Here is an 18,631-nt window from a genome sequence, read left to right as displayed (position 1 = left end):
TGCTTTCCAGGCCTGCATTTGCTGTCATCCTTGAACCGTGGAGCTTCGTTGGACAGGGGTGACGACCTTCGTCACCGATGTCGAATGACACCGGCTCCCAGCATTTCATCCAAGAAAAGGAGTTCATCCATGAAAGCAACTTTCGCTCGCACCCTTCCCGTCGTGCTCGCACTGGCATTCGGTGCCGTGGGCATCTCCGCCGTGGCACAGACCACCGCGCCCGCGACGGCCGAACCCACGACCACCGAGAAGGTGAAGGAAGCCGGCAAGGACGCCTACGACGCGACCAAGGACACCACCAAGCGCGCCGTGAACGCGACCGAGCGCGGCGCCGAGAAGGCCTGGGACGCGACCAAGCGCACGACCAAGAAGGCCGCCAACGCGACCGAATCGGGCGCCGAAAAGACCTGGGACGCGACCAAGAAAACCACCAAGAAGGCGACCCACGCCACCAAGAAGGCCGCCACCAAGACCGGTGAAGTGGTCGAGAACGCCGGCCACAAGACGGCCGACGGCATGCGCAGCACGGGTCACGCCATCGGCGAGAAGATCCCGGGCACGGCCGAGAACGAAGCCGCCAAGAAGTAAGCAGGCAGGCCGTCGGGCCGCGACCGCAACGAAAACCCGCCTCGGCGGGTTTTCTTTTGGGCGCGCTCAGGCCGGCTTGGGTGCCGTGTCCGGCGCCGTGCGATGCAGCACCGGCGTCTCGGGCGTCGGGTAGCCGGCCGCGCCGAAGGTCTTCACGATCGCCTTGTGGGTGTCGAAGTAGACCTGCCAGTAGTGGTCGGTGTGGGTATAGGGCCGCACCGCCAGCAGCGGCCCTTCGGGCGTGAACTGCAGGATCTCCACGTCGGGCGGCGGCTGCGTCGCCACGTTGGGGATGGCCTGCACGGCCTGGCGCAGCAGCTCGATGGCCTGGTTCACGTCGACGCCGTTGGCCACCTTGGCCGTGGTGTCGACGCGTCGGAAGGCGAGGGTGCTGAAGTTCTGGATGGTGTCCGAGAGCACCTTGTTGTTGCCCACCGTGGCGGTCACGTTGTCGGGCGTGATCAGCGTGGTGCCGAACAGCCCGAGCTCCTGCACCGTGCCGTTCACGCCGCCGATGGTCACGTAGTCGCCCACCTTGTACGGCCGCAGCACCTGCAGGAACACGCCGGCCGCGAAGTGCGTGAGCAGCCCGCCCCAGGCGGTGCCGATCGCCAGCCCCGCGCCCGCGAGCAGCGCCGCGAAGGAGGTGGTCTTGACGCCGAACATGTCGAGGATCGCGAGGATCAGCACGATGTTCAGCAGCACGCTGAGGATCGACACCAGGTAGTGGCTCAGCGTCGGATCGACGCGCCGGCCGCGCTCGAGGCCGACGCGCACGAAGCGCAGCGCGAATCCGATCAACCAGCGGCCCACCAGCCAGGCGGCGATCGCGCCGAGCACCTTGAGGCCAAAATCGGCGCCTTGCGTACTGAGAAAAGTCCAGACGGCTTCCGTGTTCATGAATCTCCATCCTCCGGTACAGGCGCGGTGACTCGATCCAAACCCCAAAAACCTTCGACCCGGTCCGACCGCGCCCCCATTCACAAACGAGCAGCGGCGGAACCCGCCGTTGCGGCAGCGGGCGCCGTGCTCACGGGGCTGGCACCGATCGTCTCGCCCGCCACCGTGGTGTTGATCCTCGGCAGCTTTCCGGGCGCGAGATCGCTGGAACAGCGGCAGTATTATGCGCACCCGCAAAACCAGTTCTGGAAAATCTTGCAAGCCCTGTGGCCCCACGACCCGCTCCCCACGGGAGTCGATAGCTATCAAAAGCGTAGCGATTGGCTGCTGGCGCACGGCCTCGGCGTGTGGGACGTCTATGCGGCCTGCGAGCGCGAGGGCAGCCTCGACTCGGCAATCCGCGCGGCCGTGCCCAACGACATCGCGGCGCTGCACCTGCCGAAGCTGGCGGCCGTGGCCCACAACGGCGGCGAGAGTTTCAAGCACGCCCGGCACACCCGAACCCTGGGCGTGCCGGTTTACCCACTGCCTTCCACCAGCCCGGCCAATGCGTCGTGGAGCTTCGAGCGCAAGCTCGCCGCATGGCGCGAGGTCTTCTCTGTCCATGGACTGGTCTGATGGCCGCACGCAAGCAATCCACTTCCCGCCTTCCCGCCGAACTGCCCGAGGTCAACTTCTCCGACTGGGGCGACATCCGCTACCTGCACCTGGGCACCGAATGGGTCCAGGGCTCGATGAAGCTGGACGCGCCCTACGAGATCGAGCTCGAGTACGTGCAGCGCATGATGGCCTGGCTGCTGTTCGTCGACGGCACCGGCATCGGCAACCGCCATGCGATGCAGCTCGGCCTGGGCGCGGCCACGCTCACCAAGTTCTGCCGCAAGACCTTGCGCATGCGCACCACCGCGGTCGAGCTCAACCCGCAGGTGGTGTCGGCCTGCCGCGGCTGGTTCAAGCTGCCGCCCGACGACGCCAAGCTGCGCGTGGTGATCGCCGACGCGGCCGAGGAGATCCGCCGACCCGAATGGCAGGGCACGGTCGATGCGCTGCAGGTCGACCTCTACGACCACGAGGCCGCGGCGCCCGTGCTCGACAGCGAAGACTTCTATGCCGACTGCCGCGCGCTGCTCACCGAGGACGGCGCGATGACGGTCAACCTCTTCGGCCGCTCGTCGAGCTACGAGCGCAGCCTCGAGAAGATCCAGGCCGTCTTCGGCGCCGACGCGGTCTGGGCCTTCAAGCCGACGCGCGAGGGCAACACGGTGGTGCTCGCGCAGCGCCAGCCCAGCCGGCCCAAGCGCGAGGCGCTTGCCGAGCGTGCCCAAACCATCCAGACTCGCTGGGGCCTGCCCGCGCCCAAGTGGCTGCGGGTCTTCAAGCCGGTCCTTTCCATCTGAATCCATGAGCGCCGTTCCCGCTTCCGCCGCACCGGCCACCCGCCCCGAAGGGCCGCTCGAGCTGCGTCGCCTGATCGAATGGCTGGCCGCCGACGGCGTGATCTCGCCGATGGAAGCCAAGCGCACCATCGCGCGCTGCGCCCAGGCCGAGAGCCGCCAGCATCCGCTGGTGCGGCTGGCCAACGTCGCGATGACGCGCGAGAGCGACAGCAAGCCGCTCGACCTCGAGATGCTCGCGCAGTGGCTCGCGGGCCGCGCGGGCCTGTCCTATCTGCGCATCGATCCGCTCAAGGTCGACGTGGGCAAGGTGGCCGACACCATGAGCGCGGCCTATGCCGAGCGCCACAAGGTGCTGCCGGTGCAGGTGCTGCCCAACGAGGTGGTGGTGGCCACGGCCGAACCCTTCCTCACCGACTGGATCTCCGAGGTCGAGCGCCAGTCGCGGCGCACGGTGCGGCGCGTGGTCGCGAACCCGGCCGAGATCCAGCGCTACACGGCCGAGTTCTTCGCGCTCGCGAAGTCGGTGCGCGCGGCGCAGAAGGCCGGCGGCAACACCGGCGGCGCGAGCTTCGAGCAGCTGGTCGAGCTCGGCAAGAGCAACAAGCAGCTCGATGCCAACGACCAGAGCGTGGTGCAGGTGGTCGACTGGCTGTGGCAGTACGCCTTCGACCAGCGCGCGAGCGACATCCACCTCGAGCCGCGCCGCGACCAGGGCGTGATCCGCTTCCGCATCGACGGCGTGCTGCATCCGGCCTACCAGATGCCGATGGGCGTGATGAACGCGATGGTCGCGCGCATCAAGCTGCTGGGCCGCATGGACGTGGTGGAGAAGCGCCGTCCGCTCGACGGCCGCATCAAGACCCGCAACATGCGCGGCGAAGAGGTCGAGATGCGGCTGTCGACCCTGCCCACCGCCTTCGGCGAGAAGATGGTGATGCGGATCTTCGACCCCGACACCGCGGTCAAGGACCTCGATGCGCTCGGCTTCGCGCAGCACGATGCGCAGCGCTGGGAGCAGCTCGTCACGCGGCCCAACGGCATCATCCTCGTGACCGGCCCCACGGGCTCGGGCAAGACCACCACGCTGTACTCCACGCTCAAGCGCGTGGCGACCGAGGAGGTCAACGTCAGCACCGTCGAGGACCCGATCGAGATGATCGAGCCCGCGTTCAACCAGACGCAGGTGCAACCGCAACTCGATTTCGGTTTCACCGAGGGCCTGCGCGCGCTGATGCGGCAGGACCCGGACATCATCATGGTCGGCGAGATCCGCGACCTCGCGACCGCCGAGATGGCGGTGCAGGCCGCGCTGACCGGCCACCTGGTGTTCAGCACCCTGCACACCAACGACGCGCCCAGCGCCATCACGCGGCTGATGGAACTCGGCGTGCCCTCGTACCTCATCAACGCCGTGATGCTCGGCGTGCTCGCGCAGCGGCTGGTGCGCACCCTGTGCCCGCACTGCAAGCAGCCCGACGACGGCATCACGCGCGAAAAGCTCGAGGCCATCGTCCAGCCGTGGCAGATCACGGGCTCGGTGCGCGCCTACAAGCCGGTGGGTTGCGTCGACTGCCGCATGACCGGCTACATGGGCCGCATGGGCCTGTACGAACTGCTGAGCATCAGCGAGACCTTCCGCTCCGAGGTCACGAAGGAACCGAACCTCTCGGCGCTGCGGCGCCAGGCCGTGGTCGACGGCATGCGGCCGCTGCGCCTCGCGGGCGCGCTGCGCGTGGCCGAGGGCCTGACCACGATCGAGGAAGTGCTGAGCGCGACGCCGCCGCTCGACGCTTGAACCGTCCCCGGCGCAGCCCCGCGCCGAACACGAACTACTTACATCCGAGGCGCCTCGTGCACCGGGGTTATCCCTAAGTTCTCGGTAGGTGGAACCCACATGGGGCTGACTTCCACCTGACTCCACAATCCCGCATCGAAATTTGTTCGAGGAGACTGTTCGTGAAAATCAAAAGTCAGAAAGACTTTTTCTCGGGACTGATGTTCACCGTGGTCGGGGTCGCCTTCGCTTGGGGCGCCACCAACTACAGCGTGGGCACCGGTGCTCGCATGGGTCCCGGCTACTTCCCGCTGGTGCTCGGTATCCTGATGGCGGTGATCGGCCTGGGCATCATGTTCAGCGGCATGACCGTCGAAACCACCACGGGCGACAAGATCGGCAAGTGGGCCTGGCGGCAGGTGGTGCTGATCCTCGGCGCCAACCTCGTGTTCGGCATCCTGCTGGGCGGCCTGCCGAGCTTCGGCGTGCCGGCCATGGGCCTGATCATCGCGATCTACGCGCTGGTGATCATCGCCAGCCTCGCGGGCCACGAGTTCAAGTTGCCCAGCGTGCTGATCCTGGCCACCGTGCTGGCGGTCGGCAGCTACATCGCCTTCATCTGGGCGCTCAAGCTCCAGATCCAGGTCTGGCCGACCTTCATCGGCTGAGGACGCAAGCACCATGGAACTCTTTCAAAACCTCTCGACCGGCTTCGGCGTCGCGTTCACCTTCACGAACCTGCTGTACTGCCTGGTCGGCTGCATCCTGGGCACGCTGATCGGCGTGCTGCCCGGCATCGGCCCCGTCGCGACCATCGCGATGCTGCTGCCCGCGACCTACGCGCTGCCGCCCGTCTCGGCCCTGATCATGCTGGCCGGCATCTACTACGGCGCGCAGTACGGCGGATCGACCACCGCCATCCTGGTGAACCTGCCAGGGGAGTCATCATCAGTGGTGACAGTGATCGACGGCTACCAGATGGCACGCAAGGGCCGGGCGGGGCCGGCGCTTGCCGCGGCGGGCCTGGGCTCGTTCTTCGCGGGCTGCGTCGGTACGCTGATCCTGGCCGCCTTCGCGCCGCCGCTGACCGAGCTGGCCTTCAAGTTCGGCCCGGCCGAATACTTCTCGCTGATGATCCTGGGCCTGATCGGCGCCGTGGTGCTGGCTTCGGGTTCGCTGCTCAAGGCGATCGCGATGATCGTGCTGGGCCTGCTGCTGGGCCTGGTGGGCACCGACGTGAACTCGGGCGTGGCGCGCTTCAGCTTCGACATCCCCGAACTGACCGACGGCATCGGCTTCGTGGCCATCGCCATGGGCGTGTTCGGCTACGGTGAAATCATCGCGAACCTCTCGCGTCCCGATGAAGAGCGCGAAGTGTTCACCGCCAAGGTGAAGGGCCTGTTCCCGACCAAGGAAGACTTCAAGCGCATGGTGCCCGCGGTGCTGCGCGGCACGGCGCTCGGTTCGGCCCTGGGCATCCTGCCCGGCGGCGGCGCGCTGCTGGCGGCCTTCGCGGCCTACACCATCGAGAAGAAGACCAAGCTGAAGCCGGGCGAAGTGCCCTTCGGCAAGGGCAACATCCGCGGCGTGGCGGCTCCCGAGTCGGCCAACAACGCCGGCGCGCAGACCTCCTTCATTCCGCTCTTGACGCTGGGCATTCCGCCCAACGCCGTGATGGCGCTGATGGTGGGCGCGATGACGATTCACAACATCCAGCCCGGCCCGCAGGTGATGACCAGCAACCCCGAGCTGTTCTGGGGCCTGATCGCCTCGATGTGGATCGGCAACGCGATGCTGATCATCCTGAACCTGCCGCTGATCGGCATGTGGATCAAGCTGCTGTCGGTGCCCTACAAGTACCTGTTCCCGGCGATCGTGCTGTTCTGCGCGATCGGCGTGTACTCGACCAACAACAACACCTTCGACATCTGGATGGTGGGCATCTTCGGCTTCGTGGGCTACACCTTCTTCAAGCTCGGCTGCGAACCCGCGCCGCTGCTGCTGGGCTTCATCCTGGGCCCGATGATGGAGGAGAACCTGCGCCGCTCGCTGCTGCTGTCGCGCGGTGACTGGACCGTGTTCATCACGCGCCCGATCTCCGCCGGCCTGCTGGCTGCCGCCTTGCTGCTGCTCGTCATCGTGCTGCTGCCGGCCGTGAAGTCGAAGCGCGAGGAAGCCTTCGTCGAGGAGTGATCGACGACCGCCCGGCACGCGTGCCGGGTTCGTTCCAATGAACGGCGCCTGCGGGCGCCGTTCGTTTTTGGCGAAGGCCGTTCAGCCCTTCGCCGTGCGCGGCTTCAGGTGCTGCCGCGCGATGTCGAGGAAGGCCATCGCGGCCGGGCTCAGCGGATGCTTGGCCAGCCGTACCGCCACCAGCGGGTACTCGAGCACCGGCCGCGTGACCGCGAGCGCGCGCAGGTTCGGCGGCATCAGCACCTCGACGTAGCGCGGCAGCAGCGCCACGCCCGCGCCGGCCTGGATCAGGCCGAAGGCGGTGGAGAGCATCGACACGTGGTGCGCCACCTGCGGGTAGACGTTGGCCACGCTCGAGAGCTGGCGGCTCACCGCGCGCCAGACGTTGGCGTCGGGGTTGACGTGGATGAAGGGCAGGGCGTCGAGCTGCCGCGCCTCGATGCTGCTGCGCTGCGCGAGCGGATGGTCCTCGCGCACGAACAGCGCCATGCGCTCGACGAACAGCGGCTCGGTCGCGAGCTCTGAATGCGCCTGGCCGATGTCGGAACCGAAGCCCAGGTCGGCCTCCTGCGAGAGGATGCGCGAGATCATCTGCTCGGCGGTGCTGTCGAGCAGCGTGGTGGCCAGCTTGGGGTGCTTGTGCGCGAAGCGCCCGAGCAGCGGCGGCATCAGCGCGCCGGCCGTGAGATGGCCCACCGCCAGCACCACGCGGCCCTCGCGCAACTGCGCCTGCGAGCGGCAGGCATTGACCGACTCATCGATCAGCCGCAGCGCGCGCACCGCCGTGTCGACCATCATCTGGCCGGCATCGGTCATGCGGATGCGGCGCCCGCGCACCACCAGCGGCTGGCCCAGGTCCTCCTCCATGCGCTTGACCAGGTGGCTGATGGCCGGCTGGGTCAGTTGCAGGCTCTCGGCGGCCAGCGTGAAGCTGCCCGTTTCGGCCACCGCCGCGAGCGCGCGAAGCTGCTGCAGCGAAACCTCCTCGGCGGCGATTCGTGCCATAAATTGTGCTCATAGTTGAATAAGCGGGATTATCTGGCTTGATGCGCCCGCGCTGCTTAGCATCGAATGTTCGCCATCTTGCGAAGGGAATCCAGCACCATGCAACGCCACCAGTTTCTCCACGGCCTCGCGGCCGCCTTCGCCGCGCTGTGCCTGGCCGCGCCGGCCACCGGCTTCGCGCAGGGCTACCCGAACAAGCCGATCCGGCTGGTCGTGCCCTTTCCCGCGGCCGGTGCCACCGACCTGTTCGCGCGCACGCTGGGCCAGAAGATGGGCGAGAAGCTGGGCACCACGCTGGTGGTCGACAACAAGCCCGGCGCCGGCGGCGCCATCGGCTCCGACCTCGCGGCCAAGGCCGCGCCCGACGGCTACACGCTGCTGCTGGCCACCACCAGCACGCACTCGATCGGCCCGGCCATCACCAGCCGCCTGCCCTACGACACGGTGCGCGACTTCACGCCGATCGCCCACGTGGGCGACGCGCCGAGCATCATGCTGGTGCCGGTCGACTCGCCCGCGAAGACGGTGCGCGAGTGGATCGACTACGCGAAGAAGAACCCCGGCAAGCTCAACTACGCCTCGAGCGGCAACGGCACCATCGTGCAGCTCACGGCCGAGCTGTTCAAGGCGCAGGCCGGCGTGTTCGTCACCCACATTCCCTACAAGGGCACGGCGCTCGCGATCCCCGACCTGATCAGCGGCAAGGTCGAGGTGCTGTTCGACTCGCTGCCCACCGGCATGCCGCACGTGCGCGACGGCCGGCTGCGCGCACTCGGCGTGACCACGCTCAAGCGCAGCCCGCTCGCACCCGAACTGCCCCCGATCGCCGACACGCTGCCGGGCTTCGAGTCGAATACCTGGTTCGGCTTCTACGGCCCCAAGGGCCTGCCGCCCGACATCGTGGCGCGCGTGAACAAGGCCGCCAACGAGGCGCTGGCCGACCCCGAGGTCAAGGACAAGCTGTCGCGCCTGGGCATCGAGCCCGCCACGGCCGGCACGCCCGAGCAGTTCGCGAAGATGGTGGCCGCCGACGCCGCCAAGTGGAAGAAGATCGTCGTCGAACGCAAGATCACCAACGACTGAAGACACGAGAGCACGACCGCCATGACCGCCTTGAACTTCGATTTCGGCAATCCCTACACCTCCACCCGCATCCCGGTGTTCGCGCGCAACGTGGTGTCGACCTCGCACCCGCTGGCCGCGCAGGCCGGCCTGCGCATCCTGCAGCAGGGCGGCAACGCGGTCGACGCGGCCGTCGCCACCGCGGCCGTCATGACGCTGGTCGAGCCGGTGAGCAACGGCCTGGGCAGCGATGCCTTCTGCATCCTGTGGGACGGCAAGGCACTGCACGGCCTCAATGCCTCGGGCCCCGCGCCCAAGGCCTGGACGCCCGAGTACTTCAAGGCCAAGTACGGCGCCGACGCCGCCACCCCGCCGATGCGCGGCATCGACTCGGTCACCGTGCCGGGCGCGGTGCGCGGCTGGGCCGCGCTCAGCGAGCGCTTCGGCAAGCTGCCCTTCGCCGACCTGATGGCGCCGGCCATCGACATCGCCGAGCGCGGCTACCTGGTGCCGCCGGTGGTGCAGGGCAAGTGGCTCGCGGCCACGCCGCTGCTGCAATCGCAGCCGGGCTTCGCGCAGGCCTTCCTGCCCTGGGGCCGCGCGCCCGAGGTCGGCGAGCTGTTCCGCTTCGCCGCCGCCGCGCGCGCGCTCAAGGCCATCGCCCGCACCAGGGGCGAGGCCTACTACACGGGCGAGATCGCCGAGGCGCTCGCGAAGTTCTCCCAGGAGCAGGGCGGCGCGCTCACCGTGGCCGACCTCGCGGCCTACCAGCCCGAGTGGGTCACGCCGATCTCGCGCGACTACCGCGGCCACACGCTGCACGAGATCCCGCCCAACGGCCAGGGCATCGCGGCGCTGATCGCGCTGGGCATCCTCGAGAAGTTCGACATCGCCTCGCTGCCGGTCGACTCTGTCGAGTCGCAGCATCTGCAGATCGAGGCCATGAAGCTGGCCTTCGCCGACGTCTACCGCTACGTGTCGGAGCGCAAGACCATGGAGGTCACGACCGAGCAGATGCTCGACGATGCCTATCTGGCCTCGCGCGCGCGGCTGATCGACCGCAACAAGGCGCAGGACTTCAAGGCCGGCAACCCCGTCAAGGGCGGCACCATCTACCTCACCGCGGCCGACGAGAGCGGCATGATGGTGAGCTTCATCCAGAGCAACTACATGGGCTTCGGCTCGGGCTGCGTCGAGCCCGAATTCGGCATCAGCCTGCAGAACCGCGGCCACGGCTTCAGCCTCAGGGCCGAGAGCCCGAACGTGGTGGCGCCGGGCAAGCGTCCGTTCCACACCATCATCCCGGCCTTCCTCACCAAGGACGGCCAGCCGGTGATGAGCTTCGGCGTGATGGGCGGCAACATGCAGCCCCAGGGCCACATGCAGACGCTGGTGCGCATGCTCGACTACAAGCAGAACCCGCAGGCCGCCTGCGACGCGCCGCGCTGGCGCTTCAACGCGGGCATGGAGATCAACGTCGAGGCCGCGATGAACCCGGCCACCGTGCAGGGCCTGCGCGGGCTGGGCCATCACCTCGAGGTCATCAACGACTCCTACCAGGACTTCGGTGCCGGCCAGTTCATCTGGCGCGCGGGCGATCCTTCGGTCGAGGGCTACGTGGCCGCCAGCGATCCGCGCCGAGACGGAGCGGCAGCAGGGTATTGAGCTTTCACGCGATGATTTGGGGATGACCAAGACGGCCGCGAGCACCGGCATTCCCCTTCCAGACGGCGCGAAGCGCATCGCGCCCGGCCTCGTCCTCGCCTCGCTGGGCGCGATCGCGTTCAGCGGCAAGGCGATCATCGTCAAGCTGGCCTATCGCCACGGCGTCGATGCCGTGACGCTGATCATGCTGCGCATGCTGTTCGCGCTGCCGCTGTTCGCGCTCATGGCCTGGTGGGCCGGGCGCGGCAAGCCTGCCTTGAGCTTTCGCGACTGGCTCGGCGTGATCGGGCTGGGCTTCTCGGGCTACTACCTCGCGAGCTTCCTCGACTTCGCCGGGCTGGCCTACATCTCGGCCAGCTTCGAGCGGCTGATCCTCTATCTCAATCCCACGCTGGTGCTGTTCTTCGGCTGGGTGCTCTATCGGCGCCGCGTCACGCGGCCGCAGCTCGTCGGCATGGTCATCAGCTACGCGGGCGTGCTGCTGGTGTTCGGCCACGAGCTGCTGGCCGGCGAGAGCAAGGGCGGCGGCCTCGCGGCGGCCTGGGGCGCGTTCCTGGTGTTCCTCAGCGCGGTGAGCTACGCGGGCTACCTGGTCTACAGCGGCGAATTCGTGCAGCGCCTCGGATCGCTGCGGCTGGTGGGCCTCGCGACCACGGTGGCCTGCCTGTTCTGCCTCGCGCAGTTCGCGCTGCTGCGGCCGCTCGACGCGGCGCTGCAGGTGGCGCCCGAGGTGATCTGGCTGTCGGTGCTCAACGCCACCTTGTGCACGGCGGTGCCGGTGCTGATGGTGATGATGGCCATCGAGCGCATCGGGCCGGCCATCGCCGCCCAGACCGGCATGATCGGGCCCTTGTCGACCATCCTCATGGGCGTGGTCATACTCGGCGAACCGTTCACGGCCTGGATCGCCGCCGGCACGGCGCTGGTGATCGCGGGCATCTTCGTTTTCACGCGCAAGGGCCGCTGAGGCCGTCGCGCTTTTCTTCTTTCTCTTCTGGAGTCGAACAAATGGATCTGGGCATTGCAGGCAAGACCGCGCTGGTGTGCGGCGCGAGCAAGGGGTTGGGCTACGGCTGCGCCGAGGCGCTGGTGCGCGAGGGCGTCAACGTGGTGATCGTGGCGCGCGGCGCCGAGGCGCTCGAGGCGGCCGCCAAGCAGCTGGCCGACGCGGCCACCGCGGCGGGCACGCCCGCGCCCTTCGTCAAGGCCGTGGCGGCCGACATCACGACCGAGGCCGGCCGCGCCGCGGTGTTCGCGCTGGGCCATGCCTTCGACATCGTGGTCACCAATGCCGGCGGCCCGCCGCCCGGCGACTTCCGCAACTGGGAGCGCGAGGACTGGATCAAGGCGGTCGACGCCAACATGCTCACGCCGATCGAGCTCATCAAGGCCACGGTCGACGGCATGGCCGAGCGCGGTTTCGGGCGCATCGTCAACATCACCTCGAGCTCGGTGAAGTCGCCGATCGAGGTGCTGGGCCTGTCGAACGGCGCGCGCAGCGGCCTCACGGGCTTCGTGGCCGGCGTGGCGCGCAGCGGCGTCGCGGCCAAGGGCGTGACCATCAACAACCTGCTGCCCGGTTCCTTCGAGACCGACCGCCTCAAGGGCACGATGAGCGGCGCGGCGCAGAAGTCGGGCCTGGACTTCGACACCGTGTGGGAGAACCGCAAGAAGTCCGTGCCCGCGCGCCGCTTCGGCACGCCGGCCGAGTTCGGCGCGATCTGCGCCTTCCTCTGCAGCGTGCAGGCCGGCTACATGACCGGGCAGAACGTGCTGGCCGATGGCGGTGCCTACCCGGGCACCTACTGAGCCGGACCGGGCATCACGCGGAACGAAGAATTCGCGGGGCAAGAAGAAGATGAGCAGGGAGTCGTTTGAGAAGATCACGCTGGTGTCCGTCACCGGCCTGCCGGACGCACGCGGCGCCGCCATGGCGCTCGCGTTGAGCCTGGCGCAGATGCCCGGCGCGCGCGCGCTGCTGTGCAGCCCGCAGGCGCCGGCCGATCTGGGCCGCGGCATCGCGCACCGCGCGATCGCGCCGCTCAACTACCACGAGTACAGCTGGTTCATCATGTTCGCGCTCTGGCGCGTGGTGCAGACCGAGTTCGTGCTGATCGTGCAGGAAGATGGCTGGGTGCTCGACGCGGCCAACTGGAACGAGGCCTTCCTCGACCACGACTGCATCGGCGCGCCGATCCATCTCGCGCGCATCGAGCCGCCGCAGGGGCCGGCGTACTGGCGCACCCGCTTCGAATGGGCCGACGAGTACGCGCGGCCCGACCACCGCGTCACGCCGGTGCTCAATGGCGGCTTCAGCCTGCGCAGCCGGCGCTTCCTGCGCGCGCTGGTCGACCATCCGCAGATCCGCGTCGAGATTCCGCCGCCCGATGCGCTCGAGGGCGAGCCGCTGCGGATGCACTGGCATCACGACCCCTTGCTGGAGGACGTGCAACTGACCGGCGTGCTGCGGCCCGCGCTCGAGGCCCAGGGCCTGCGCTTCGCGCCGGTCGAGCTGGCGCGCGAGTTCGCGATCGAGCATGCGGGCCCGCAGCTGCACCATGGCTTCGATGCGCTGAGGATCTTCGGCCATCACTCGAAGGTGCGTCGGCTGGTGTCGCTGTCGCCGCCCACGGTGCGTTCGCTGGTGCCGCTGTCGGAGCTCGACGGCTGGTACGGCGAGCGCGACCTGCTGACGATGTTCGAGCGCCGCGGCTACCGCATCGAGTTCCCGCCCGAGGCGCAGGCCGTGGCCGTGTCGCCGGGCCCCACGCGCAGGGTCTACGACTGCTTCACCTACAACGGCGAGGCCGACATCCTCGCGGCGCGGCTGCACGAGCTCGACGAGGTGGTCGACTGCTTCGTCGTGGTCGAGGCCGACCGCAGCTTCACCGGCGTGCCCAAGCCGCTGCGCTTCGACGCCGCCGATCCTCGCATCGCGGCCTTCCTGCCGCGCATCCGCCATGTGGCGGTGCACGACATGCCCGAGGTCGACGCGGCCGCCGATGCGATGGCCGTGCCCGGCGACTGGCATGCCGACACGCCGAAATCGGGCTTCTGGATCCGCGAGAAATTCCAGCGCAACCAGATCCTGCGCGGCCTGCACGACGCGGCGCCGCACGACCTGGAGATGATCTCCGACGCCGACGAGATACCGCGCGCCGACACCGTGCGCGCCATGCGCGACGACCGCCGCCACGAGGTCTTCGGGCTGCGCCAGGCCTTCTATTACTTCTACGCCAACTACCGCAACGTGCAGGGCCCCGAGGCCGCGTCGGTCTGGACCGTGGCGGCCACGCGCGCGCGGCTCGACGGCCTCACGCCCGACCAGCTGCGCCTGCGCGTGCGCAACGGCGCCCAGCCCGCGCGGCTGATCGACGACGCGGGCTGGCACCTGTCCTACCTCGCGATGGACGAGGAGGCGGTGCGCGCCAAGATCCGCGGCTTCGCGCACCAGGAATACAACCGGCCCGAGCTGCTCGATGCGCTCGACATCCCCGCGCTGCTGGCCTCGGGGCGCGACCTCTATGACCGGCCCGGCTATGCGTGGCAGCTGGTGGGCCGCGAGGAGGCGCCGCGCTGGCTGGCGAGCCAACCGGAGCTGGCGCACCTGTTCGCGCCCGCCGCGCCGCCGCCGGTGCGCTATGCCAAGGAGTCGTACCTCACGGTCGAGCCGAGCCCGTTCGGCTTCTGGGAGCGGCATGCGAACCGCCGCATCCTGCAGGCCTATGCGCCCTTCATCCAGGGCCGCGTGCTCGACATCGGCTGCAACCACGGCGCGAGCACCTACTGGCTGCGCGAGAACCCGCGGGTGAGCGAGGTGGTCGGCGTGGACCTCAACGAACAGGCGCTGTCGCTGGCGCGCGAACTCTTCGAGGCCGTGCCCCTGGCCAGCCTGTTCGTCGAGCACGACCTCACGGCCGACGGCCCGATCGTTCCGCCGGCCGACACCGTCGTGAGCTTCCATACGCTGGAGCACATCTACGCCGACGACGTGGCGGACTTTCTCTCGTCGGCGTGCCGGTCGCTGGTGCCGGGCGGCCACTTCGTGATCTCGATTCCCTACGACCGCGCCTATCCCGATCCCTGCCACGTGGGCTTCTACACCGAGGCCAGCCTGGCGCAGGCGATGGAAGCGGCGGGACTGGAAACCATCGAGTGCTTCAAGGACGACCGCTTCGACGAGAAGGACCTGCTGACCGGGCTGTTCCGCAAGCCCTGAGCAGCGCGCGCGAGCGCTCGTTCAGCGCCGCGTCGACACCACGATCCCGCCCACGATCAGCACGAAGGCCGCGCCGTGGTACCAGTGCGGCGCCTCGCGCAGGAAGGCCGCCGACATCATGGCCGCGAACAGCGGCGTGAGGTTCATGAAGATGCCGGCCACCTGCGGCCCCGCGCGCTGCACGCCGGTGCCCCAGCAGCGATAGGCCAGCACGGCCGGGCCGATGCCGATGAAGGCCATGGCGGCGACCAGCGGCCAGCCCAGGTCGAGATGGGCCGGCGTCAGCGTCCACTCGCCGGCCGCCAGCGCGCCCGACCAGGCGATGCCGAATACCAGCTGCGCCATCAGGAAGGCGGCCCAGTCGCGCCGCAGCGCGGCGGGCTCGTGCGTGCGCGCGAGCAGCCAGCTGTAGAAGGCCCATGCGATGGTGCCCAGGATCATGTAGAGGTCGCCCGGCACCAGCCGCAGCGCCAGCAGCTGGCGCCACTCGCCGCGGCTGAGCACCAGCAGCACGCCGAGCATCGACAGCAGCGCGCCGCCGATCGCGCGCCCATGCGGGCGGGCACCGAAGAACAGGCTGCCCACCGCCAGCATCCACAGCGGCAGGCTCGAGCCCACCAGCGTCACGTTGATCGGCGTGGAGGTCTGCAGCGCCAGGTACTGGAAGGCGTTGTACAGGCCGATGCCCAGCAGGCCCAGCAGCGCGTAGCGCTTCCAGTGCGCCCACAGCGGGCTCGCGGGCCGCAGCACCGGGGCCGCGAGCGGCAGCAGCAGCACGAAGGCGATGACCCAGCGCACGAAGTTCAGCGTGAGCGGCGACACCAGCTCGCGCACCAGCCGGCCGACCACCGCGTTGCCGGCCCACAGCAGCGGCGGCACGACGAGCAGGAGGATGGTCAGGGGCGTGAGGCGCTGTGGCGATGGCATGGGCGCCGACTCTAGCGGCTCGCGGCAATGACCCGTGTCGCCGCGGAAACCCCAAACATGGCAGGATGCGCCTCTTCTTTTTTCGCGCGTGGAGACAGCACCGATGTTGAGCAAAGCCGTTCGTATCGACCGCCATGGCGGTCCCGAGGAACTGAAGATCGTCGAGGTCGAAGTCGGCGAGCCCGGCCCCGGCGAGATCCGCATCCGCCACAAGGCCGTGGGCCTGAACTTCATCGACACCTACCAGCGCAGCGGGCTCTATCCGTTCCAGATGCCGCTGCAGCTCGGCATGGAGGCCGCGGGCGTGGTCGAGGCGGTGGGCGAGGGCGTGACGCACCTGAAGGCCGGCGACCGTGCCGCCTATGCGAGCCAGCCGCCCGGCGCCTACAGCGAGCTGCGCGTGATGCCCGCCAAGTGCGTCTGCAAGCTGCCCGACGACATCTCCTTCGAGACCGGCGCGGCCATGATGCTCAAGGGCCTGACCACGCAGTACCTGCTGAAGAAGACGCTGCCGGCCGAGGGCCTGCAGCCCGGCGACTTCGTGCTGTTCCATGCCGCGGCCGGCGGCGTCGGCCTGATCGCCTGCCAGTGGGCCAAGGCGCTGGGCCTGCAGCTGATCGGCACCGCCGGCAGCGACGCTAAGTGCCAGCTCGCGCTGGACCACGGCGCGGCGCACGCCATCAACTACAGCAGCGAGAACTTCGCCGCCCGCGTCAAGGAGATCACCGGCGGCAAGGGCGTGAAGGTGGTCTACGACTCGGTCGGCAAGGACACCTTCGAAGGCTCGATCGACTGCCTGCGTCCCTTCGGCCTGCTGGCCGTGTTCGGCAACGGCTCGGGCCCGGTGCCGCCGGTGAACCTCGGCGTGCTGGCCTCGAAGGGCTCGCTGTACCTGACGCGCCCCACGCTGTTCTCGCACCTGGCCACGCGCGACAGCACGCAGGCGGCGGCCGACGACCTGTTCGCCATCGTGCAAAGCGGCGCGGTGAAGATCCCGATCGTGCAGCGCTATGCGCTGGACGACGTGCAGCAGGCGCACCGCGACCTCGAGGCGCGCAAGACCACGGGCTGCACGATCTTCACGCTCTGAGCGGCCCCGAAGCCGGGCGTGGCGGCACCCCGGCCTTGTCCTACCCGGGCAGGGGTGTCATGCCTGCGTCTTGTGGCGGGTGCACTTTGTAGCCTCGTTGCCAACAAAGTCCAGCCAGCCGTTCATCGGGCCGAAGCGGATGCCTCGCTTCGCCGCCCGCAGGGATGGCCGCATGCCGCCATGAGCACCGTCCGCACCTTCATCGTCGAAGACAACCCCACCATCCGCGAGAACCTCGTGGGCACCTTGCGCGAGGTGGCGCGGGTCGATCCGGTCGGCCTGGCCGACACCGAGGCCGAGAGCACGCGCTGGCTGACGCGCAACATGGCGCTGTGGGACCTGGCGATCGTCGACCTGTTCCTCAAGGACGGCACCGGCCTCAGCGTGCTGCAGGCCTGCCGCCACCGCGATCCGGCCCAGAAGATGGTGGTGCTGAGCAACCATGCCACGCCCGACATGCGCCGCCGCTGCCTGCAGCTCGGCGCCGACGCCGTGTTCGACAAGGCCACCGAGGTCGACGATCTGATCGACTACTGTCTGCGCCGCCGGCAGGCGCGCTTCACGACGGCCGCCGCGAGCTATCCCCCACCGTCCGCGTCGCCTTCTTCGCGCCCCGCCGCCTCGACGGCGCACTAGCGCGAAAATACGGGTAATCCCTTATTCGAGCGATCGTCCCTGCACAGGGGCCGGTCGCGCTTTGCCTTTCCATGTCCCGTTCCCGTCTCCTGCCCGACAACTTCACCCTCGCCCTGCTGTCGGTCGTCACCCTCGCGAGCCTGCTTCCCGCCAGCGGCCGTCCCGCCCAGTTCTTCGAGGGCCTGACCACGGTGGCCATCGGCCTGCTGTTCTTCCTGCACGGCGCCAAGCTCTCGCGCGAGGCGATCCTCGAGGGCATCACCCACTGGCGGCTGCACCTGCTGGTGTTCGCGAGCACCTTCGTGCTGTTCCCGCTGCTCGGGCTGGCGTTGAAGCCGGTGCTGGTGCCGCTGGTCACGCCCGAGCTCTACACCGGCGTGCTCTACCTGTGCGTGCTGCCCGCCACCGTGCAGTCGGCGATCGCCTTCACCGCGATGGCGCGCGGCAACATGCCGGCGGCGATCTGCAGCGCCTCGGCCTCGACATTGCTGGGGGTGTTCGTGACGCCGGTGCTGGTGGGGCTGGTGGTGTTGCCGCATGGCGGGCATGCGGCTTCGTCGTCGCTCGATGCGATCGGGCGGATCCTGCTGCAGCTGATGGTGCCGTTCGCGGCGGGGCATCTGCTGCGGCCGTGGATCGGGGGCTGGGTGAAGCGGCGTGCCTCGGTGCTGAAGTTCGTGGACCAGGGGTCGATCCTGCTGGTGGTCTACACGGCGTTCAGTGCGGCGGTGATCGAGGGGCTGTGGCGGCAGGTGCCGGGGCATGCGCTGGTGGGGTTGCTGGTGGTGTGTGCGGTGATCCTGGCTTTGGCTCTGAGCCTGACTACCTTGTTGGCGCGCAAGCTTGGCTTCGATACGGAAGACGAGATCACTATCGTGTTCTGTGGGTCGAAGAAGAGTCTGGCCAGCGGGATTCCGATGGCGAAGGTTCTGTTTGCTTCGCATGCTGTTGGCGCCATCGTTTTGCCGCTGATGTTGTTTCATCAGATGCAGTTGATGGTTTGTGCTGTGTTGGCGCAGAGGTATGCGCGGCGGCAGGTGCGTGTTGCTGTTGAGCCTGCTGCGTTGGGGGCTGCTTCTTCTAAATAGCGGGTTGCTTTTGCTGAGGCAGGAGCCGGGAATTCCGCCCGGCGGCGGACCTACTTTCTTTTGCTTCGCCAAAAGAAAGTAGGCAAA

17 protein-coding genes are annotated in these 18,631 nt (G+C 68.6%); 14 read left to right on the top strand and 3 right to left on the bottom strand.

What is annotated here, in order from left to right; genetic code table 11:
* Positions 1 to 129 precede the first annotated feature (129 nt).
* Positions 130 to 588 (top strand): hypothetical protein, encoded by a 459-nt coding sequence (locus AC07RV_RS40915; RefSeq protein WP_296781380.1) that lies wholly within the window; start codon positions 130 to 132, stop codon positions 586 to 588.
* Between the two features lie 66 nt (positions 589 to 654).
* Here AC07RV_RS40915 and AC07RV_RS40910 read toward each other — a convergent pair whose 3' ends face one another.
* Positions 655 to 1,488 carry a mechanosensitive ion channel family protein gene (locus AC07RV_RS40910; RefSeq protein WP_093351727.1) on the bottom strand — a complete coding sequence of 278 codons (834 nt, stop codon included), beginning with the start codon at positions 1,486 to 1,488 and terminating at the stop codon, positions 655 to 657.
* A gap of 126 nt (positions 1,489 to 1,614) precedes the next feature.
* Here AC07RV_RS40910 and AC07RV_RS40905 point away from each other — a divergent pair, with 126 nt between their 5' ends.
* The 5 genes from AC07RV_RS40905 (at position 1,615) to AC07RV_RS40885 (ending at position 6,852) form a co-directional block, all read left to right on the top strand.
* A complete protein-coding gene (locus AC07RV_RS40905; RefSeq protein ID WP_177239504.1) occupies positions 1,615 to 2,106 on the top strand; it encodes a DNA-deoxyinosine glycosylase in 492 nt (163 codons plus the stop codon).
* The gene (locus tag AC07RV_RS40900; protein WP_296781379.1) at positions 2,106 to 2,885 is read left to right on the top strand and encodes a class I SAM-dependent methyltransferase; all 780 of its coding nucleotides are present in this window, start codon (positions 2,106 to 2,108) and stop codon (positions 2,883 to 2,885) included. Before AC07RV_RS40905 ends, AC07RV_RS40900 begins: the two co-directional genes overlap by 1 nt.
* 4 nt (positions 2,886 to 2,889) lie before the next feature.
* Positions 2,890 to 4,680 carry a type IV pilus assembly ATPase TfpB gene (gene tfpB, locus AC07RV_RS40895; RefSeq protein ID WP_296781378.1) on the top strand — a complete coding sequence of 597 codons (1,791 nt, stop codon included), beginning with the start codon at positions 2,890 to 2,892 and terminating at the stop codon, positions 4,678 to 4,680.
* 161 nt (positions 4,681 to 4,841) lie between these two features.
* Complete coding sequence (locus AC07RV_RS40890; RefSeq protein WP_093351719.1) at positions 4,842 to 5,327, top strand: tripartite tricarboxylate transporter TctB family protein; 486 nt, start codon at positions 4,842 to 4,844, stop codon at positions 5,325 to 5,327.
* Positions 5,328 to 5,340: 13 nt separating this feature from the next.
* Positions 5,341 to 6,852, top strand: a complete 1,512-nt coding sequence (locus AC07RV_RS40885; RefSeq protein WP_093351715.1) for a tripartite tricarboxylate transporter permease — start codon at positions 5,341 to 5,343, stop codon at positions 6,850 to 6,852.
* Positions 6,853 to 6,933: 81 nt separating this feature from the next.
* Here AC07RV_RS40885 and AC07RV_RS40880 read toward each other — a convergent pair whose 3' ends face one another.
* The gene (locus tag AC07RV_RS40880; protein WP_208509168.1) at positions 6,934 to 7,857 is read right to left on the bottom strand and encodes a LysR family transcriptional regulator; all 924 of its coding nucleotides are present in this window, start codon (positions 7,855 to 7,857) and stop codon (positions 6,934 to 6,936) included.
* 99 nt (positions 7,858 to 7,956) lie between these two features.
* Here AC07RV_RS40880 and AC07RV_RS40875 point away from each other — a divergent pair, with 99 nt between their 5' ends.
* From AC07RV_RS40875 to AC07RV_RS40855, 5 genes are read left to right on the top strand one after another with little or no spacing between them, the layout of a single operon-like run.
* Positions 7,957 to 8,940, top strand: a complete 984-nt coding sequence (locus AC07RV_RS40875; RefSeq protein ID WP_296781377.1) for a Bug family tripartite tricarboxylate transporter substrate binding protein — start codon at positions 7,957 to 7,959, stop codon at positions 8,938 to 8,940.
* Between the two features lie 30 nt (positions 8,941 to 8,970).
* Positions 8,971 to 10,584 (top strand): gamma-glutamyltransferase family protein, encoded by a 1,614-nt coding sequence (locus tag AC07RV_RS40870; RefSeq protein WP_296781422.1) that lies wholly within the window; start codon positions 8,971 to 8,973, stop codon positions 10,582 to 10,584.
* A gap of 22 nt (positions 10,585 to 10,606) precedes the next feature.
* Positions 10,607 to 11,551: a DMT family transporter gene (locus tag AC07RV_RS40865; RefSeq protein WP_296781376.1), complete on the top strand. Its 945-nt coding sequence runs from the start codon at positions 10,607 to 10,609 to the stop codon at positions 11,549 to 11,551.
* Positions 11,552 to 11,592: 41 nt separating this feature from the next.
* On the top strand, positions 11,593 to 12,393 hold the full coding sequence (locus AC07RV_RS40860; RefSeq protein WP_093351705.1) for an SDR family oxidoreductase: 801 nt from the start codon (positions 11,593 to 11,595) through the stop codon (positions 12,391 to 12,393).
* Positions 12,394 to 12,442: 49 nt separating this feature from the next.
* Positions 12,443 to 14,803, top strand: coding sequence for a DUF5672 family protein (locus AC07RV_RS40855; RefSeq protein WP_296781375.1), 2,361 nt, complete (start codon positions 12,443 to 12,445; stop codon positions 14,801 to 14,803).
* A 21-nt stretch (positions 14,804 to 14,824) separates the two neighbouring features.
* On the opposite strand, the gene AC07RV_RS40850 is transcribed toward AC07RV_RS40855, so the two are convergent.
* On the bottom strand, positions 14,825 to 15,730 hold the full coding sequence (locus tag AC07RV_RS40850; RefSeq protein WP_296781374.1) for a DMT family transporter: 906 nt from the start codon (positions 15,728 to 15,730) through the stop codon (positions 14,825 to 14,827).
* A 103-nt stretch (positions 15,731 to 15,833) separates the two neighbouring features.
* Here AC07RV_RS40850 and AC07RV_RS40845 point away from each other — a divergent pair, with 103 nt between their 5' ends.
* The 3 genes from AC07RV_RS40845 to AC07RV_RS40835 all read left to right on the top strand — a co-directional run bounded on the left by AC07RV_RS40845 (position 15,834) and on the right by AC07RV_RS40835 (position 18,544).
* Complete coding sequence (locus AC07RV_RS40845; protein WP_093351699.1) at positions 15,834 to 16,820, top strand: quinone oxidoreductase family protein; 987 nt, start codon at positions 15,834 to 15,836, stop codon at positions 16,818 to 16,820.
* A gap of 180 nt (positions 16,821 to 17,000) precedes the next feature.
* On the top strand, positions 17,001 to 17,456 hold the full coding sequence (locus tag AC07RV_RS40840) for a response regulator (RefSeq protein WP_093351697.1): 456 nt from the start codon (positions 17,001 to 17,003) through the stop codon (positions 17,454 to 17,456).
* A 71-nt stretch (positions 17,457 to 17,527) separates the two neighbouring features.
* Positions 17,528 to 18,544 carry a bile acid:sodium symporter family protein gene (locus AC07RV_RS40835; RefSeq protein ID WP_296781373.1) on the top strand — a complete coding sequence of 339 codons (1,017 nt, stop codon included), beginning with the start codon at positions 17,528 to 17,530 and terminating at the stop codon, positions 18,542 to 18,544.
* The last annotated feature ends 87 nt before the right edge of the window (positions 18,545 to 18,631 follow it).

Source organism: Variovorax sp. GW821-FHT09B01 (assembly GCF_059418345.1).
The sequence above is the reverse complement of the archived record's forward strand: the minus strand, read 5'-3'. Positions and strand labels throughout refer to the sequence as shown.

Excerpts from the sequence above, each read along its gene's own strand:
- AC07RV_RS40885 (WP_093351715.1), top strand. The coding sequence starts at position 5,341 with ATGGAACTCTTTCAAAACCTCTCGACCGGCTTCGGCGTCGCGTTCACC.
- AC07RV_RS40865 (WP_296781376.1), top strand. The coding sequence starts at position 10,607 with ATGACCAAGACGGCCGCGAGCACCGGCATTCCCCTTCCAGACGGCGCG.
- AC07RV_RS40900 (WP_296781379.1), top strand. The coding sequence starts at position 2,106 with ATGGCCGCACGCAAGCAATCCACTTCCCGCCTTCCCGCCGAACTGCCC.
- AC07RV_RS40845 (WP_093351699.1), top strand. The coding sequence starts at position 15,834 with ATGTTGAGCAAAGCCGTTCGTATCGACCGCCATGGCGGTCCCGAGGAA.
- AC07RV_RS40880 (WP_208509168.1), bottom strand. The coding sequence starts at position 7,857 with ATGGCACGAATCGCCGCCGAGGAGGTTTCGCTGCAGCAGCTTCGCGCG.
- AC07RV_RS40910 (WP_093351727.1), bottom strand. The coding sequence starts at position 1,488 with ATGAACACGGAAGCCGTCTGGACTTTTCTCAGTACGCAAGGCGCCGAT.
- AC07RV_RS40855 (WP_296781375.1), top strand. The coding sequence starts at position 12,443 with ATGAGCAGGGAGTCGTTTGAGAAGATCACGCTGGTGTCCGTCACCGGC.
- tfpB (WP_296781378.1), top strand. The coding sequence starts at position 2,890 with ATGAGCGCCGTTCCCGCTTCCGCCGCACCGGCCACCCGCCCCGAAGGG.
- AC07RV_RS40915 (WP_296781380.1), top strand. The coding sequence starts at position 130 with ATGAAAGCAACTTTCGCTCGCACCCTTCCCGTCGTGCTCGCACTGGCA.
- AC07RV_RS40835 (WP_296781373.1), top strand. The coding sequence starts at position 17,528 with ATGTCCCGTTCCCGTCTCCTGCCCGACAACTTCACCCTCGCCCTGCTG.
- AC07RV_RS40850 (WP_296781374.1), bottom strand. The coding sequence starts at position 15,730 with ATGCCATCGCCACAGCGCCTCACGCCCCTGACCATCCTCCTGCTCGTC.
- AC07RV_RS40875 (WP_296781377.1), top strand. The coding sequence starts at position 7,957 with ATGCAACGCCACCAGTTTCTCCACGGCCTCGCGGCCGCCTTCGCCGCG.
- AC07RV_RS40840 (WP_093351697.1), top strand. The coding sequence starts at position 17,001 with ATGAGCACCGTCCGCACCTTCATCGTCGAAGACAACCCCACCATCCGC.
- AC07RV_RS40860 (WP_093351705.1), top strand. The coding sequence starts at position 11,593 with ATGGATCTGGGCATTGCAGGCAAGACCGCGCTGGTGTGCGGCGCGAGC.